The organism is Maledivibacter sp. (genome assembly GCA_025210375.1).
Taxonomy (GTDB): Bacteria; Bacillota; Clostridia; order Peptostreptococcales; family Caminicellaceae; genus JAOASB01.
In genome coordinates this window covers 265,560-280,775 of sequence record JAOASB010000052.1, presented here as the reverse complement: position 1 = coordinate 280,775, position 15,216 = coordinate 265,560, and the positions used below count along the sequence as shown (strand labels likewise).

Genomic DNA, 15,216 nt, shown 5'->3' with positions numbered 1-15,216 from the left:
AATATATAGAGATTCCAGTCAAAACTTTAATTTATCCATATCAGAAAGTCCCCAGAAACATCGGATGTTTTGCTATGTATAAATTAAGATTTACCCTAAACTCTCTATAGCTATATATTAATATATTTTTATTATTTTTTTGCAGCTCCAAAAAGAACTATGTCTACAAGTGAACCTACTGCTTCACTTATAGTTAAATTGTTTTCCCTTAGGAATTTTTTATCGATTATCCAGTTTTTTGCTTCGTTTAACACCTTAATCAAAATATCTGGATTTATATTTCTAAGTTCTCCTTTTTTTATTCCTTCATAAATAATTTCTTTTTGAATCATTGCCCTTTTCTTAAGCCATGCATCGATCTTTTTCCACTGCTTTGGATAATACTTTTCCGATTGATAGATAGTTTTTTCATTAATATATTTCAGCTCATTTTCAATAACAAGTGTTAATTCCCTTAATTTTTCTATTGTACTAAGGGTTTCATTATTAATAATCTGTCTATCCTTTTCCATTACATTATCTAAAAACAAATCCATAACAGTACTAATTAGTTGTTCCTTTGATCTAAAATTTTCATATAAAGTTCTTTTGCTTACTCCTAGTCGTTTAGCTAAATCATCCATAGTAAATCTGCGGCCCTTTTCATTCATTTCCTCTATAGCTACCGACATTATCCTTTCTCTCATATATTATTGAACCTCCTTATTTACCATGAAAACTTTTTAGGTTTCTTTAGTACCAAGCTAATTTTAACACTCCTACCCAAATATGTCAACAATAATAACTCGAATGTTGTCGATTTATCAGTTCTAATCTCCAGGTTCTAAGTTTTCAAGCTATTCTTTTTGTTTTTGTATTATAATTATAGTAACAGATGAGGAAATTGCATAATACATTCAAAGAATTTTAAGTATGCAGCTTTCTAAAATACTAGAAAAAGGTGATCTTATGTATAAAGTTGTTATTGCTCCGGATTCCTTCAAGGGGAGTTTAACTGCTAAGGAGGTTTGTGATGCCGTTGAGGAAGGCATTATGCAGGTTTATGAAAATATACATATAGTAAAGCTTCCAATGGCTGACGGTGGAGAGGGAACTCTACAGTCCTTAGTCGATTGCAGGGATGGAAAAATTATTTATAAAAGAGTATTAGACCCATTAGCTAATGAAATAGAAGCTCCCATGGGATTACTAGAAGATAGAACCGCAGTTATTGAGATGGCCAGTGCCTCTGGTTTGCCACTAGTACCCATTCATAAAAGAAATCCTTTAATAACTACTACCTATGGTACGGGGCAATTGATAAAGCATGGACTAGACCTTGGGATTCAAAAGTTCATCATAGGAATAGGTGGCAGTGCTACAGTGGACGGCGGAGCTGGTATGCTTCAAGCTTTAGGAATAAAGCTGTTAGACTCTAATAATGAAGAAATAGGCTTCGGTGGGGGAAACTTAAACAACCTTGACAGTATAAATCTTTCTTCAATGGACTCCCGACTTAAGGAGTGTGAGTTTTTAGTAGCATGTGATGTCACTAACCCCCTTACCGGTGAAAATGGTGCTGCAAGGATCTATGGCCCCCAAAAAGGTGCAAGGGGAGAAATGGTGGAAACATTGGAAGAAGGCTTAATGAAGTTTTCCCATGTAGTCAATAAATATCTAAATAAAAATTGTAGTAATGTGCCTGGTGCAGGTGCTGCTGGAGGACTGGGTTTTGGATTAATATCGTTTTTGAATGCCAGACTTATAAGGGGCATCGATATTGTTATAAATGAAACTAAGCTAGAAGAACATATGAAAAATGCAGATTTAATCATAACCGGTGAAGGGAAGCTTGATAGTCAAACGGCATTTGGTAAAACCCCCATTGGAGTCTCTAAACTCGCTAAAAAATATGATATTCCCGTTATAGCATTAGCAGGAGCATTAGGGAATGATATTGATAAGCTCTATAATCAAGGTATAACTTCCCTGTTTTCTATCTCTAAAGCTCCAACTTCCTTAGAGTATTCCATGGAAAATGCTTATTCATTAATTTCCGATACAACGGAAAGGGTTTTTAGGATAATAAAGGCCATCGGTTTATAAATTATAGTTTAAAAGGGGCTGTTTTAAAGGACAACCCCTTAGCCTAAATTATTTCTTTCCCCTTCCTATTTTTAATTCCCTGGCATAGTAAAATAAATACTGTTGGGCAAAACCTGCTATATCTCCAAACTTGTCCCTAGCAAAGCTTTGAATTTTTTTAAGGCTGGTCCCCTCTTCAACATAAAAATATTCCATAACTCTTTTTACCCATATGTCTATAGGAAATGCATCGGCTTTATCCATTGAAAAAAACATGATACAGTCGGAAACCTTTGGCCCTATTCCTGGAAACAACATAAGCTTTTCCCTAGCTTCTACAGTGGATAAATTCCTGAGATTATAGATATCTATTCCATGATCCACCACGAGTTTAGCGGCACTTAATATATATTTGCCTCTAAAACCTATTCCACTAAATTGAATATCTGATATCTCAAGGTTATACAAAGCCTCGGGTCTTGGAAAACTGTAATATTTTTCCCCACGGTATTCTCCAATATATTGTCCATAATTTTTGCTCAATGCATCTATTGCCTTTTTTATCATGGGTATCCTATTATTAGCTGATACTATAAAGGATATCAAGGTCTCCCATTCATCCTGCTTTAGTATCCTAATACCATGGCCAAACTTTACTGAAGTAGCCATAGTTTCATCTAAATCAGCTAATTCCTTTTTTATAGCTTTATAATCTCTTGTTAGATCAAAATAATCATTCCATATATCCATAAATTCATCATAATTGGTATTATCTATGTATACGTTTTTGCCTTCCTTTTTTAGATTTATTACCCTTCCAAGGGCTACTCCTGTGTAGCTCCCATCCTCTTCTTTATTCCATCTAAAGCATTGCCCACATTCAAATATATGGGGTAATTCAAAACTCTCTACATTTTCTAAAACTACTTTATTTTCCATTTCATAAATTTTCATATAATCGAACACTCCTATATATTATTTAGAATATATTTTTAAAGGATTTTAAATCTATTTGTAGAATTATTTATTGAGGAATTTGCATAACTCTTACTTGGCACAATTGCATATGCGAATATCATCCTTGATTTAATTGCTTAAGATATAAGCATATTTGATGGTATAGCTTTGAAGATTTTTAAACTACATATAGTAGATGGTTTTTATAGAAAGTAATTATGCAATTCGCTCTATTAACAAAAGGGGGACATTTTATGGATTTTTTTGTGGATAAACTTAAAGATAGTATGATATTATCCAGGGAAGATATTCTCCTCCTAAGAAAGACTATCAATGAGGAAAACCCATATCTTGATAACTATGCCAAGGCCCATATTTTAGCTAGGTCTATTCACAATAGCTTAGATAAAAGTTTAAAGGGCTTTACTAAGGATTATAAAATTAATATTAAAACTAATCTCATTAGAAATACCTTCTTAAATAGTAAAGATTCTATATACCAATATGATGTCCTCAAAGCATGTGCGGCATCCCAGGATGTATCCTTAGAGTTTATTTATCAAGTTAATAAATGGGTCAATAAGCAAATAGATACAGAAATACCCTTAAATATTATAAAACATACAATTGAAGAAATAAACATCGAAGCTGAAAAAGATATTAAAGACGATATTTCTTTAAGTAAAATATTAGAAGAAGATGATGATGAAACCGTATATAAACCTACTGAAAATGAAATCCCTGATAGTATCCCCCCCACTGAAGATTTTATTGATGAAGAAGCTACCCTAGGTACTGTTAATCCATCACCCGATGAAGCCGACGGGGATGATGCAGATATAGAAGCCCAAATAAATACACAGCAAGACTCTATCATAAAATATATTACAGAATTTAAAGATAAGATTATTGAAAATATAAAAGCTAACATGCCAAAGGATAATATAAAGAAATATATTCTTATATATTCCCTTGCTTTGTGTCTTTTAATCATACCCATTACACGGGTTATTAAAATCTATATAGAAAAAAGGGGAGGTTTTTTTAATATCGTTGTCAGTGCTGATTACAATGATTCAGAATTAGATTTTGGAAAAAATGATGAGGATATTATTATTAGCGAAGAACTCCAGATGATGACAAGTCATTTACCAGATTATTTAAAATATAAACGAATTAATAAGGAAGGCTTAAAAAATTATTTGATTGAAAAGGACTCTCTTTTATCAAAGGAGCCATATTTTTCAACTATAATTGAATGTGCTAAAGAATTCAACTTAAATCCTATTTTATTATTTTCAATAGCTGGTCATGAGCAATCCTTTGTTCCTAAGGACAACGATGCGGCGGAAAAAATTATTAACAACCCCTATAATGTATTTGAAAGCTGGGAAAAGTACAATACCAATTTAACCGATTCTTCAAAAATAGCCTCTAGAACTGTTATAAATAAATTAAAAAACAGACCAGAGAATGAAGATCCATTTAAGTGGATAAACAAGAAGTATGCAGCGGATAAAAACTGGTGGAAAGGCGTTAGGGAGATATACTATACTTTAGAAGAAAAAGCAAAGTAATAACCTAATCCATTAATCCCTCATTATACCTAATTCTTCAAAGGTAGCCATCTCGTTATTCATGAAGGTAGCCGCCTCTATTATATTAAATGTCAAAACTCCACCCGTACCTTCTCCAAGCCTCATTTCCATATTTAACATAGGTTTTAATCCTAAAAGCTCTGAGGCCTTAGCTGCGCCCTTTTCCATTGATGAGTGGGAAGCAAATAGATAATTCTTTACCCTCGGCTCTATGGTACATGCTATAAGGGCTGCTGCAGTTGATATAAAACCGTCCACCACCACGGGTACTCCATTAGCTGCTGCTCCCATCATGACCCCTGCCATCCCTCCAATTTCAAGACCACCTACCTTTGACAATACATCTATACCATCTGTCCTATCGGGTTTATTGACCTCAATGGCTCTTTTAATAACTTTAGCCTTGTGAATTACCCTATCCTCAGATAATCCAGCACCCCTTCCGGCTATTTCAATAGGATCATATGCTCCCAAGACCGAAACGATAGCAGCACTTGGGGTAGTATTACCAATACCCATTTCCCCTGTTGTAAGAAGATTTTTACCCTTATTTATTTCCTCAGTAGCTATTTCAATACCTACTTCTAAAGCTTTTACTGCCTCTTCCCTCGACATAGCAGGCCCCTTTGCCATATTATCTGTCCCATACTTGATTTTTCTATTTATAACCCTTGGTTCGTCTAAATCAACTGCTATTCCTATATCCACTGCAATCACATCGGCCTTAGCTTGTTTTGCCAATGCACAGACCCCGGTTATTCCCCTTGGAAAATTACATGCTTGTATTGCCGTAAGTATTTGTGGGTCTGGTGCCACGCCTTCATCATAGACCCCATGATCTCCAGCCATAACTATAACCCCACGATTATCGACCCTTGGAAAAATATCCCCAGTTATTCCAGCTAATCTTTCTACTATACATTCCAATCTTCCAAGGCTTCCCTTAGGTTTAATTAAATTATCAACTCTAGCTCTAACTTTATTCATGGCATTCCTATCAAGCTCCTTGATACTTTCTAAAGTTTGATTTAACAGTCTCATTGTCTAATCCTCCTATTCCAAATAAATAAAAAAATCCATAGCTCATTTGCATATCAAACAAGCTATGGATTTTACCGTCATCCATTAGTCTTAAAATATTAGGCAGGTCTCCTGGCTCTGGGTCAACACCTTTAAACACCTTCCCGTATAATACTTTTTACAAGAATACAACAGTGGCATATCGTTTAAAGGTTCACCATCACAGTGGTGGGTCCGCTGAAGCTTTTCACTTCATTCCCTATTCTCCTCAACCCATGTACTATTTAAAGTACATAAATTTAAGGCACCTAGATTTTAAAATATTCTATTATATATTTTATTATACAAATAAGCTAGGTTATTTGCAATGGTTATAATATCTAATTAAACTAACCCAAGTATCTTCTTAGCTTCATCCACCGTGGCTATTTCCCTTCCCATCTCTTTAGCTATTCTAACGACTCTTTTCACAAGCAGCTCATTAGTGGCATGGCTTCCATCCTGCATTTTTAGAACATCTTCTATGCCAGTTCTCACGTGTCCACCTAATAACATAGCCATTGTAATAATAGGAACTTGGGAGTATCCAATTCCACATACAGTCCATGTAGAACCCGGCGGTAGACTTTCTACCATAAACATTAGATTCCTTGGTGTTCCTGGTATTGATCCCGGTACATTCATGACGAGATTGAAATGTAAAGGAGCCTTTAATATACCCTTTTTAAGGAGTCTAACTGCATTATGAATCATAGCCATGTCAAAGGCTTCTATTTCAGGCTTAATATTATTATCATACATTTTTGTAGCTAAAGCTTTAATAAGCTCTGGAGAATTGGCATTGACACTACTAGCAAAATTAGATGATCCCGTTGCTAAGCTTGCCATATGAACATTCAAATCTAGCATCTGTCCACGCCATTCTACTGTATTGGCACCTCCACGAGCCCCCGTTGAAAGCTGTTTTATTATTGATATATCCTCTTCATCCAACCTATCAACAACTTTTTTGAATAAACTCCTATCACTGGTAGGCCTTTGATTTTCATCTCTAACATGAATATGGGCTATGGAAGCACCTAATTCATGGCATTTCTTTATATCCATAACTATTTCATCTATTGTTAAGGGGGAATATGGGTTTAATTCTTTAGTGGGAACATTGCCAGTGGGTGCTATGGTAATTATCAGTTTTTCCATAATTTTAACTCCTTTCTATATTAAAAACGACTTAAGTTCCTTTTGTAGTTTTAGGTGACAAGTTCAAGGGGTCAAGTTTAGAGTTTTAAATCATTCTTCTAGGTTTATAATACTTCTTCACAGGTTTTACTTATTCCAGCTTTCAGTGCATCAAATAGTAAATTCACTTCTTTCTTTGTTATATTAACCGGTGGAGCTATGAGGATATGGTCTCCTTTTATGCCATCAACAGAACCACCACCTGGATATACAACTAAGCCCCCTGCTAGGCAGTTATTCATTATCTTATTTTTCACTTGAATACTTGCTTCAAAGGGCTCCTTAGTTCCCTTGTCCTTTACAAATTCAATCCCTATCATCAAGCCTTTTCCTCTAATATCTCCTACTATTGGATATTCATATAGGTTTTGAAGTTTTTCCATTAAATATGTTCCTTGCTCCGCCGCATTTTCTACATATCCTTCCCTTTCCATTATATCTATTACCTTATTTGCTATACCACATGATAGGGGATTACCAGCATATGTGTGTCCATGGATGAAGTGTCCTGATCCTTCCACCATTATAGTATTAAATATCCCATCGGTGACAATAGCTGCTCCTATTGGAGTATACCCACAGCTCATACCCTTGGCACAGGTCACGATATCAGGCACTATACCAAAATGCTCTACAGCAAACTTCCTACCTGTTCTACCAAATCCAGCCATGACTTCATCTACTATCAATAAAACATCATATTTATCACAGATTTCCCTAACTATTTTGAAGTAGATTTTATCTGGATGTACTCCAGGTGCTGCCGATCCTACTACAGGCTCTGTTATAAACGCTGCTATATTATCTGCACCTTGCCTTAAGATTTCTGCTTCCAAGGCCTCGGCCGCTTTTATACTAGTTTCTTCTAAGGTTTTACAGTCCCATGGATTTCTATAGTGGTAAAATTGGGGTACCTTAGGGAAGTTTATAAGCATGGGATCATATATTTTTCTTCTACCCGTTATACCCGTCATTGAAAGTGACCCAATTGTATTTCCATGGAATGAATTCCATTTAGAAATAACCTTCCACTTTGTAGTACTATTTCCGTCCCTTTCTACAAAATATTGTCTGGCCATTTTAATAGCTGTCTCAGTTGATTCCGATCCACCGGATACAAAATAAACATGGTTCAAATCACCGGGAGCCCACTGGGCAACTTTCTCAGCACATTTTTCTATTGAATCCACTGTCCATCTTGAAAGATGTGTAAAGGCTATTCTTTTCATATGCTCCTTTGTAAACTCTGCAATTTCTTTGTTACCATGACCAATATTAGCAACAGCTGAACCAGAACATCCATCGATATACCTGTTTCCATTCTCATCGATTAAATATATCCCCTCTCCCTTTTCTATCCTTGGATACTTCCAGTTTTGGTTTCTGTAAAAAACATGATTTTTAGGAGCTTTGTTTAAACTCATATTGATCCCCCATTCTCTCCACTTGGATTTTCCAATAATTTTTACAATACCCTAAAGCTATAGAGATTCAAGTCAAGACCTTAATTTATATATATCAAAATTCTTCAGAAACGTCGGATATTTTGAGATGTATAAATTAAGTTTAACTTTGGCAAATCTATATAAAATAAAAAACCCAGTACAATTATGGATTTCTCTAAGGAAAATCCATACTGTACTGGGTTTTATTCACTAAGCAATGCTGTAAGGCAACACTACGGTAAATAAAGCAGTAGTAATTATCGAATTATTAATCTGAAAATTCGTTATTATCTAAATAAATTATAACTCAATAGTTTCATGTTTTCAAGATTCTTTTTAAAATAAAAGTTTTTTAGTAATTTCCTTGTGCATGCATAGCTTCAGCAACCTTTAAGAAACCAGCTATATTAGCACCTGCAACTAGGTTATATCCAAATCCATATTCATCCGCAGCTTTCATAGCATTTTCATGGATATTAATCATTATTTGATGTAATTTAGAGTCAACTTCTTCTGGAGTCCAAGCTAATCTCATGCTATTTTGAGACATTTCTAGGGCTGAAGTGGCAACTCCACCAGCATTTGCTGCCTTAGCTGGCCCAACCAAAACTCCATTTTCTTGTAAATACTCTAATGCTTCGTTTGTAGTAGGCATATTAGCACCTTCTACCACATATTTAATTCCATTGGCAACTATTTGTTTAGCATGCTCTAAATGAATATCATTTTGAGTAGCACATGGCATTATTATATCAACTTTTCTTCCCCATGGCTTTTCTCCAGGGAAAAACTCTACTCCATACTTATCGGCATAGTCCTTAACTCTAGCCCCTTTATTTTCCTTTAGCATCTCTACTAAATAATCTATTTTTTCTCCAGTTATTCCATCGGGATCATATATATATCCATCGGGGCCTGAAAGTGTAACTACTTTTCCTCCTAATTCAGTAACCTTTTGGCATGCTCCCCAAGCCACGTTACCAAAGCCTGATAATGCTACTGTCTTATCTTGGAAGGTTTCGCCTTCATGCTTTAACATCTCTTGACAGAAATAAGTTACTCCAAATCCAGTAGCTTCTGGTCTAATCAAGCTACCACCATAGGATAATCCTTTTCCTGTAAGAACACCATTTTCAAATGCTCCTCTAATTCTTCTATATTGTCCATAAAGATAGCCTATTTCTCTTCCACCAACACCAATATCTCCAGCTGGAACATCAACATCTGGTCCAATATGTCTATATAGTTCTGTCATGAAGCTTTGGCAGAATCTCATGATCTCAGCATCAGATTTTCCCCTAGCATCAAAGTCAGAACCACCCTTACCTCCACCTATTGGAAGTCCAGTTAATGAGTTTTTAAATATTTGCTCAAACCCTAGGAACTTAATGATACCAACATAAACTGATGGGTGGAATCTTAAACCGCCCTTGTATGGTCCAATAGCTCCATTGAATTGAATCCTCATACCACGATTAACTTGAACTTTGCCATTATCATCAACCCAAGGCACTCTAAAAAGTATTTGTCTTTCGGGTTCAACCATTCTTTCAAGTAAATTAGCTTCTATATACTCAGGATGATTCTCTAAAACTGGAGCCAAAGAAATCAATACTTCTTCAACCGCCTGTAAAAATTCTGGTTCACCAGCATTTCTTTTCTTAACTTTTTCTAGTACTTCATTAATATAATTCCTAGCATTCATAGTTTGTTGTGTCATTGCAAGAAACCTCCTCTTTTTTTTCAATATAACTATAATTGAATAAAATCTTTTATAAAGACTTTATCAAAATGAATAACATAATTTGTCCTTTTATTATTGTCAAATTCCTTATTTTTATGACTTTTCCATATACTTCACCCTTCAAAATATGATTATTTTGTTAAAATTATAACTTTAAAAAATATTCAGAAAAGTCCGGAATTTGATTGGAAAACCTTTTCCTTGTTCACAAATAAAAAATGCCTATTGCTTTTTACAATGGCATTATAACATACGGGGTAAACTTTGTAAATAAATTATCAGCTTTATAATCATGATTATTTTTTAATTTTTTTTAAAATATTCATCGAGATTTATATAGCTGAGGAAATTGTTTAACTGGAATATCTATATAGGGTTTTCATAGTATAAGTTAAAGTCTATACTAAAATCCCTATACCATGGCTTTAGATATCCTTAAAGTATAATATACTACATAGCCTTTGTAGAAGGTGATTATGCAATTTCCTCAACCTATGATTTTCTATTACTTATCTCTAAACTTTTTATCATAACATTTATAGCAATTATATTTAATGAAGTCATATGTCCTACTTCCCTTTTAACCTTTTTTTGAAGTTCAGAAACAACCTGGGGAATTATAAATCCATAGGTTAGTGATAATTCAATATCAATAGCTATTCCATGGGCATAGTTATTTATCTTTACTTTATTAACTCTATAAATACTTTCAACGTCACTTGTTACGTACTTTATAATCTGAACTATAGCCCTATCATAAATTGTAAATTTACCCATATAGCTAAATGTAGGTCTAACAACGGATTTTTCAGCTATTTGCAGGGTATTATCTCTTTTTTTCCTAAATATTTTAAGCTTATCAATAAAATATCCTGAAAAATCCTTTTTAATCTCAAAGGTTGGTACTGGTATTACATGTTTCCCTTGCTTTAGCCTATAGTGCTGAGCTATCTTTATCTCTTCTTCAGTAGCGATTTCATCAATATATACTATCTCATTGACAGATACAATTCCTAAATTTTCTGCTATTTGCTTTATCATCTTTTTTGAAGTCCCAAGTATCAAGATACTAGCCGGCCTGTACTGGGATATGGTCTCTATAATAGCTTGTCTATGTTTCTTTTCCATAAATAGGGCTGTCTTAACAGCCGATATTCTGGTCCTTTCTCTTTTAGCCGATTTACCAGCTATTATCTTATTTCCCTTGATGAAAAGTCCATCATCTATTATGTAATTGATTTTTTTTTCATGGGCAAGGGCTGATGCCTTATAGCTTTTTCCTGTTCCACTTTTTCCAACTAGCGCAACTACTCTCATTGATTGCCTCCTACTGTATTAAACAAAATATACATTTTAATTATCTCATAAATCAGCTTATTTGTTAATGTAAATTAGGACCCATCCAAAAAATGGACTAACCATCCCACTTGTCCTTTTGATTATTTTATACCCTCTCTTGTCTATTTTTTTCATATACCCAATCTCCAAACCCTCTATATTTAGCCTGTTTGGAATGAGTTTATTCTACAATAAATATACAATGATAATCATTATAATTTAAGCTTTTTTTTAGTTTTTTTAATATATACTGTTGTTTATTATACCCTATATGCTGTATAATTCCTTTAAGAAATGTTTTTAAGATTTATTAAAGGAGGATTTTACAATGGCTTATGTAATTAAAGATAGTTGTATTAATTGTGGTGCTTGTGAGGGAGAATGTCCAGTTGGCGTTATCAGTGCAGGAGATGATCAATATGTAATTGATGCATCTGGTTGTATCGATTGTGGTGCTTGTGCTAACGTATGTCCAGTAGACGCTCCTCAACCAGAGTAATACATACATAAAAAAACCTTAAAAGATTAAGCCTATAGGCTTAATCTTTTTTATTTTTATGGGTATAACAAGGACATCCCATGGCACTAAGAAAAAATAGGACCGCCTCCAAAGGCAACCCCATAGTAATTTAAACTGTAATATCTGCACTTTATAAATTTTTACATACTCCTTGATGCAACAACATCTACCCCTGTACCTAACATATCTTCAATAATAACATCTCCAATTGAAACCGGTGCTTCTGTTTCAGTAAAATTTATTATTTCCATGCATTCAAATATCTTATCCTTTGATATAGCTTCCCTTGTTTTAACAGGCAATCTATTTAATATTCCGCCTTTTACCTTTACAGTTGTAGTTAAAACTCTTGTGGGATTAGTTAATTCTTTAATGCCATATTCCCTTCCTCTAGGACAATTATTTCCAACTACATTATAATCGTCTCCATCCTTCGACACCTTAATATGGCATCCTATAGGACATACTATACAAACCATTTCCTTTGTTTGCATTTAATTAGCCTCCTTCTCCAAAGAAACTGATAGAACAGAATAATCTGAGGCAAGCAAATCTTCTTTTTTTATTTTTACTGTCTCCATTTCTCCAGGAGCCAAATGTTTCTTTTTTATTCTTTTTATTTCTTTGTCATCAATACTAATTACCATGTTCATATCAGTATATACATTATCTACTCTCATAAATAAATCTAATGTATTATCAATATTTTTTGGTCTAACCCTTTGAGGTACAATATACGCAATCCCAGTTTGTGGTTTCGTTTTGACCATGAAGTCTCTACCCTTAATTTGATTATTAATATATTTTGCAGCATTTTTCCCAGCTCTTCTACTTTCTTCTGTAACAAAATCTACTAGATCATGGACATGAACAACATTACCACAAGCAAATACACCTTCAATACTCGTCTCCATTGCTTCATTAACAATAGGTCCTCCAGTAACTGGATCAAGCTTTACACCTGCATTTTTTGAAATTTCGTTTTCCGGAATCAATCCCACGGACAATAATAATGTATCGCATTCAAAGTGTTTTTCAGTTCCTGGAATTGGTTTTCTATTTTCATCAACCTTTGCAATAACAACCCCTTCTACTCTATCCTTACCTTCGATTTGAGTGATCGTGTGGCTAAGTAGCAAAGGAATATCAAAATCTTCAAGGCACTGTACTATGTTTCTAGTGAGTCCCCCCGAGAAAGGCATAAGCTCGGCTACTGCTAATACTTGAGCCCCTTCAAGGGTCATTCTCCTAGCCATTATTAATCCAATATCCCCAGAACCTAATATTACTACTTTTCTACCTACCATATATCCTTCCATATTTACAAACCTCTGGGCAGTTCCAGCTGTAAATACTCCTGCGGGCCTTGTGCCAGGAATGTTTATTGCTCCCCTGGTTCTTTCCCTACATCCCATTGCCAATATTATTGCACCTGCTTGTATCATTATGAATCCATCTTTTGAGTTAACTGCACTGACTACTTTATCTTCCCTTATATCAAGTACCATGGTATCTAATTTATATTCTATTCCTGAATCTTTTAATTGTTTAATGAATTTTTCTGCATACTCGGGGCCCGTTAGTTCTTCTTTAAAAATGTGTAGTCCGAATCCATTATGGATACATTGTTGTAATATACCTCCTAATTCCCTATCCCTCTCTATTACTAATATATTATCCGCACCATTTTTCTTTGCCTCAATTGCCGCAGCTAGACCTGCAGGACCTCCACCAATTACCACTATATCATATGATTGCTTCATGTTTACATCTCCTCCTATTCATTCGTAGCTAAGCTAGGTTGTTTTGTTTCTTCTGTTAGTATATAAGAATCCTTATTGCCTTTTACAATTTCCTTAATATCCATTTCTAGTTCCCTTGCAAGAATTTCCATTACTCTAGGTCCACAAAATCCTCCCTGACATCTTCCCATACCAGGTCTAGCCCTTCTTTTTACACCATCTACCGTCCTTGCACCTGCATTCCTATTAATGACATCTACAATTTCTCCCTCGGTAATACCTTCACATCTACATATAATTCTTCCATAGCGTGGATCTTTTCTTATTAGCTGTTCTTTCTCTTCATCCCTTAATTCCATAAACCGAATAACTGGTCTTCTCTTCTCAATATAATCTTTCTTTTCCTTCAATTTTCCTGCTATTCCCTCTAAAATATCTACAACATACTTAGCAATTGCCGGTGAAGCAGATAAGCCCGGTGATTCGATTCCTGCAACATTTATAAATCCCTTGGCTTCCTTTGATTCCTCTATAATGAAATCCCCTGTACTCGGTCTTGCCCTTAGTCCAGCAAAGCTTGTAATGGTTGTATTAAAAGGTACCTTTTCCGTTGTTTTCTCAGAAACTTTACGAATAAATTGAATTCTTTCACTTGTAGTTGATGTATTTTCTTTATCATCGATTTCTTCAGCATCCGGCCCAACCAGTAGATTCCCATGTACTGTAGGTGTTACAAGTATACCCTTTCCTAATTTGGTTGGTGCTTGAAAAATCACATGACTGACAATATTTCCAACGCTTTTATCTAAAACGTTATATTGACCTCTTCTTGGATATATTTTGAAGCTTCTCGATGAAACCATATCATTTATTTCTCCTGCATACAATCCCCCACAGTTGATCACGTATTTTACTTCTATGGCTTCTTGTTCCATATATAAACAGTATCCGTTTTTTACCCTTTGAATATCTGTTACTTTCCTATCAAATCTAATTTCCGTACCATTATCTGCTGCATTTTCTGCCAAAGCAACGGCTAATTCCCAAGGACAAACAATTCCAGCCGTTGGAGCATATAAAGCTCCAATAACTTTTTCATTAAGATTTGGTTCCTTTTCTATTGTTTCATTACGATTTAAAATCTTCATATCGGGGATACTATTTTCTATCCCTCTCTCATATAGCTCCTTTATACTACTCATTTCTTCTTCATTTGTAGCGATGACAAGTGATCCAATCCTCTTGAAGGGCACATCTAATTCCTCACAAACTTTATCAAACATAGGATTTCCAAGGGCATTTAATTTTGCTTTAAGTGTGCCTCGTTTAGCATCATATCCGGCGTGTACAATAGCACTATTTGCTTTGGTTGTTCCATTTGCCACATCTGTATCCTTTTCTATTAAAGTAATCTTGAGATCATATCTAGATAACTCTTTTGCTATAAAAGTTCCTATTATACCCGCACCAATTATAGCTACATCGTACATAACAAGACCCCTCCTGGTAGCGTATATCTTTAATAAAAAAGAACCATATAAGCTAAACC

At 34.6% G+C, this 15,216-nt stretch carries 13 protein-coding genes and 1 riboswitch; of the genes, 3 read left to right on the top strand and 10 right to left on the bottom strand.

The window, feature by feature from the left end; translation table 11 throughout:
• Positions 1-131 precede the first annotated feature (131 nt).
• A complete protein-coding gene (locus N4A68_18920; protein ID MCT4566373.1) occupies positions 132-686 on the bottom strand; it encodes a TetR/AcrR family transcriptional regulator in 555 nt (184 codons plus the stop codon).
• 262 nt (positions 687-948) lie between these two features.
• Between N4A68_18920 and N4A68_18915 the strand changes: the two genes are divergently transcribed.
• The gene (locus N4A68_18915; protein ID MCT4566372.1) at positions 949-2,085 is read left to right on the top strand and encodes a glycerate kinase; all 1,137 of its coding nucleotides are present in this window, start codon (positions 949-951) and stop codon (positions 2,083-2,085) included.
• Between the two features lie 48 nt (positions 2,086-2,133).
• On the opposite strand, the gene N4A68_18910 is transcribed toward N4A68_18915, so the two are convergent.
• On the bottom strand, positions 2,134-3,018 hold the full coding sequence (locus N4A68_18910; GenBank protein MCT4566371.1) for an 8-oxoguanine DNA glycosylase: 885 nt from the start codon (positions 3,016-3,018) through the stop codon (positions 2,134-2,136).
• A 257-nt stretch (positions 3,019-3,275) separates the two neighbouring features.
• Here N4A68_18910 and N4A68_18905 point away from each other — a divergent pair, with 257 nt between their 5' ends.
• On the top strand, positions 3,276-4,598 hold the full coding sequence (locus tag N4A68_18905) for a hypothetical protein (GenBank protein MCT4566370.1): 1,323 nt from the start codon (positions 3,276-3,278) through the stop codon (positions 4,596-4,598).
• 12 nt (positions 4,599-4,610) lie between these two features.
• Here the strand turns inward: N4A68_18905 and cobT are convergent, their stop codons facing one another.
• The 5 genes from cobT to N4A68_18880 all read right to left on the bottom strand — a co-directional run bounded on the left by cobT (position 4,611) and on the right by N4A68_18880 (position 11,384).
• Positions 4,611-5,660, bottom strand: a complete 1,050-nt coding sequence (gene cobT / locus N4A68_18900) for a nicotinate-nucleotide--dimethylbenzimidazole phosphoribosyltransferase (protein ID MCT4566369.1) — start codon at positions 5,658-5,660, stop codon at positions 4,611-4,613.
• Between the two features lie 83 nt (positions 5,661-5,743).
• Positions 5,744-5,966, bottom strand: a riboswitch (cobalamin riboswitch).
• Positions 5,967-6,023: 57 nt separating this feature from the next.
• Positions 6,024-6,839, bottom strand: coding sequence for a 3-keto-5-aminohexanoate cleavage protein (locus N4A68_18895; protein ID MCT4566368.1), 816 nt, complete (start codon positions 6,837-6,839; stop codon positions 6,024-6,026).
• A gap of 104 nt (positions 6,840-6,943) precedes the next feature.
• A complete protein-coding gene (locus N4A68_18890; protein MCT4566367.1) occupies positions 6,944-8,302 on the bottom strand; it encodes an aspartate aminotransferase family protein in 1,359 nt (452 codons plus the stop codon).
• Positions 8,303-8,675: 373 nt separating this feature from the next.
• Positions 8,676-10,028: an NADP-specific glutamate dehydrogenase gene (gene gdhA, locus N4A68_18885; GenBank protein MCT4566366.1), complete on the bottom strand. Its 1,353-nt coding sequence runs from the start codon at positions 10,026-10,028 to the stop codon at positions 8,676-8,678.
• Between the two features lie 531 nt (positions 10,029-10,559).
• The gene (locus N4A68_18880; GenBank protein ID MCT4566365.1) at positions 10,560-11,384 is read right to left on the bottom strand and encodes an Asp23/Gls24 family envelope stress response protein; all 825 of its coding nucleotides are present in this window, start codon (positions 11,382-11,384) and stop codon (positions 10,560-10,562) included.
• Between the two features lie 349 nt (positions 11,385-11,733).
• Here N4A68_18880 and N4A68_18875 point away from each other — a divergent pair, with 349 nt between their 5' ends.
• Positions 11,734-11,904 (top strand): 4Fe-4S binding protein, encoded by a 171-nt coding sequence (locus tag N4A68_18875; GenBank protein MCT4566364.1) that lies wholly within the window; start codon positions 11,734-11,736, stop codon positions 11,902-11,904.
• A gap of 161 nt (positions 11,905-12,065) precedes the next feature.
• Here the strand turns inward: N4A68_18875 and N4A68_18870 are convergent, their stop codons facing one another.
• From N4A68_18870 to N4A68_18860, 3 genes are read right to left on the bottom strand one after another with little or no spacing between them, the layout of a single operon-like run.
• Positions 12,066-12,419 carry a DUF1667 domain-containing protein gene (locus N4A68_18870; GenBank protein MCT4566363.1) on the bottom strand — a complete coding sequence of 118 codons (354 nt, stop codon included), beginning with the start codon at positions 12,417-12,419 and terminating at the stop codon, positions 12,066-12,068.
• Positions 12,420-13,688, bottom strand: coding sequence for an NAD(P)/FAD-dependent oxidoreductase (locus tag N4A68_18865; protein ID MCT4566362.1), 1,269 nt, complete (start codon positions 13,686-13,688; stop codon positions 12,420-12,422).
• A gap of 14 nt (positions 13,689-13,702) precedes the next feature.
• Positions 13,703-15,157 (bottom strand): NAD(P)/FAD-dependent oxidoreductase, encoded by a 1,455-nt coding sequence (locus tag N4A68_18860; protein ID MCT4566361.1) that lies wholly within the window; start codon positions 15,155-15,157, stop codon positions 13,703-13,705.
• Positions 15,158-15,216 lie beyond the last annotated feature (59 nt).

Bases quoted from the DNA above. Each gene is read 5' to 3' on its own strand.
- N4A68_18920 (MCT4566373.1), bottom strand. From the start codon at position 686: ATGAGAGAAAGGATAATGTCGGTAGCTATAGAGGAAATGAATGAAAAG.
- N4A68_18915 (MCT4566372.1), top strand. From the start codon at position 949: ATGTATAAAGTTGTTATTGCTCCGGATTCCTTCAAGGGGAGTTTAACT.
- N4A68_18910 (MCT4566371.1), bottom strand. From the start codon at position 3,018: ATGAAAATTTATGAAATGGAAAATAAAGTAGTTTTAGAAAATGTAGAG.
- N4A68_18905 (MCT4566370.1), top strand. From the start codon at position 3,276: ATGGATTTTTTTGTGGATAAACTTAAAGATAGTATGATATTATCCAGG.
- cobT (MCT4566369.1), bottom strand. From the start codon at position 5,660: ATGAGACTGTTAAATCAAACTTTAGAAAGTATCAAGGAGCTTGATAGG.
- N4A68_18895 (MCT4566368.1), bottom strand. From the start codon at position 6,839: ATGGAAAAACTGATAATTACCATAGCACCCACTGGCAATGTTCCCACT.
- N4A68_18890 (MCT4566367.1), bottom strand. From the start codon at position 8,302: ATGAGTTTAAACAAAGCTCCTAAAAATCATGTTTTTTACAGAAACCAA.
- gdhA (MCT4566366.1), bottom strand. From the start codon at position 10,028: ATGAATGCTAGGAATTATATTAATGAAGTACTAGAAAAAGTTAAGAAA.
- N4A68_18880 (MCT4566365.1), bottom strand. From the start codon at position 11,384: ATGAGAGTAGTTGCGCTAGTTGGAAAAAGTGGAACAGGAAAAAGCTAT.
- N4A68_18875 (MCT4566364.1), top strand. From the start codon at position 11,734: ATGGCTTATGTAATTAAAGATAGTTGTATTAATTGTGGTGCTTGTGAG.
- N4A68_18870 (MCT4566363.1), bottom strand. From the start codon at position 12,419: ATGCAAACAAAGGAAATGGTTTGTATAGTATGTCCTATAGGATGCCAT.
- N4A68_18865 (MCT4566362.1), bottom strand. From the start codon at position 13,688: ATGAAGCAATCATATGATATAGTGGTAATTGGTGGAGGTCCTGCAGGT.
- N4A68_18860 (MCT4566361.1), bottom strand. From the start codon at position 15,157: ATGTACGATGTAGCTATAATTGGTGCGGGTATAATAGGAACTTTTATA.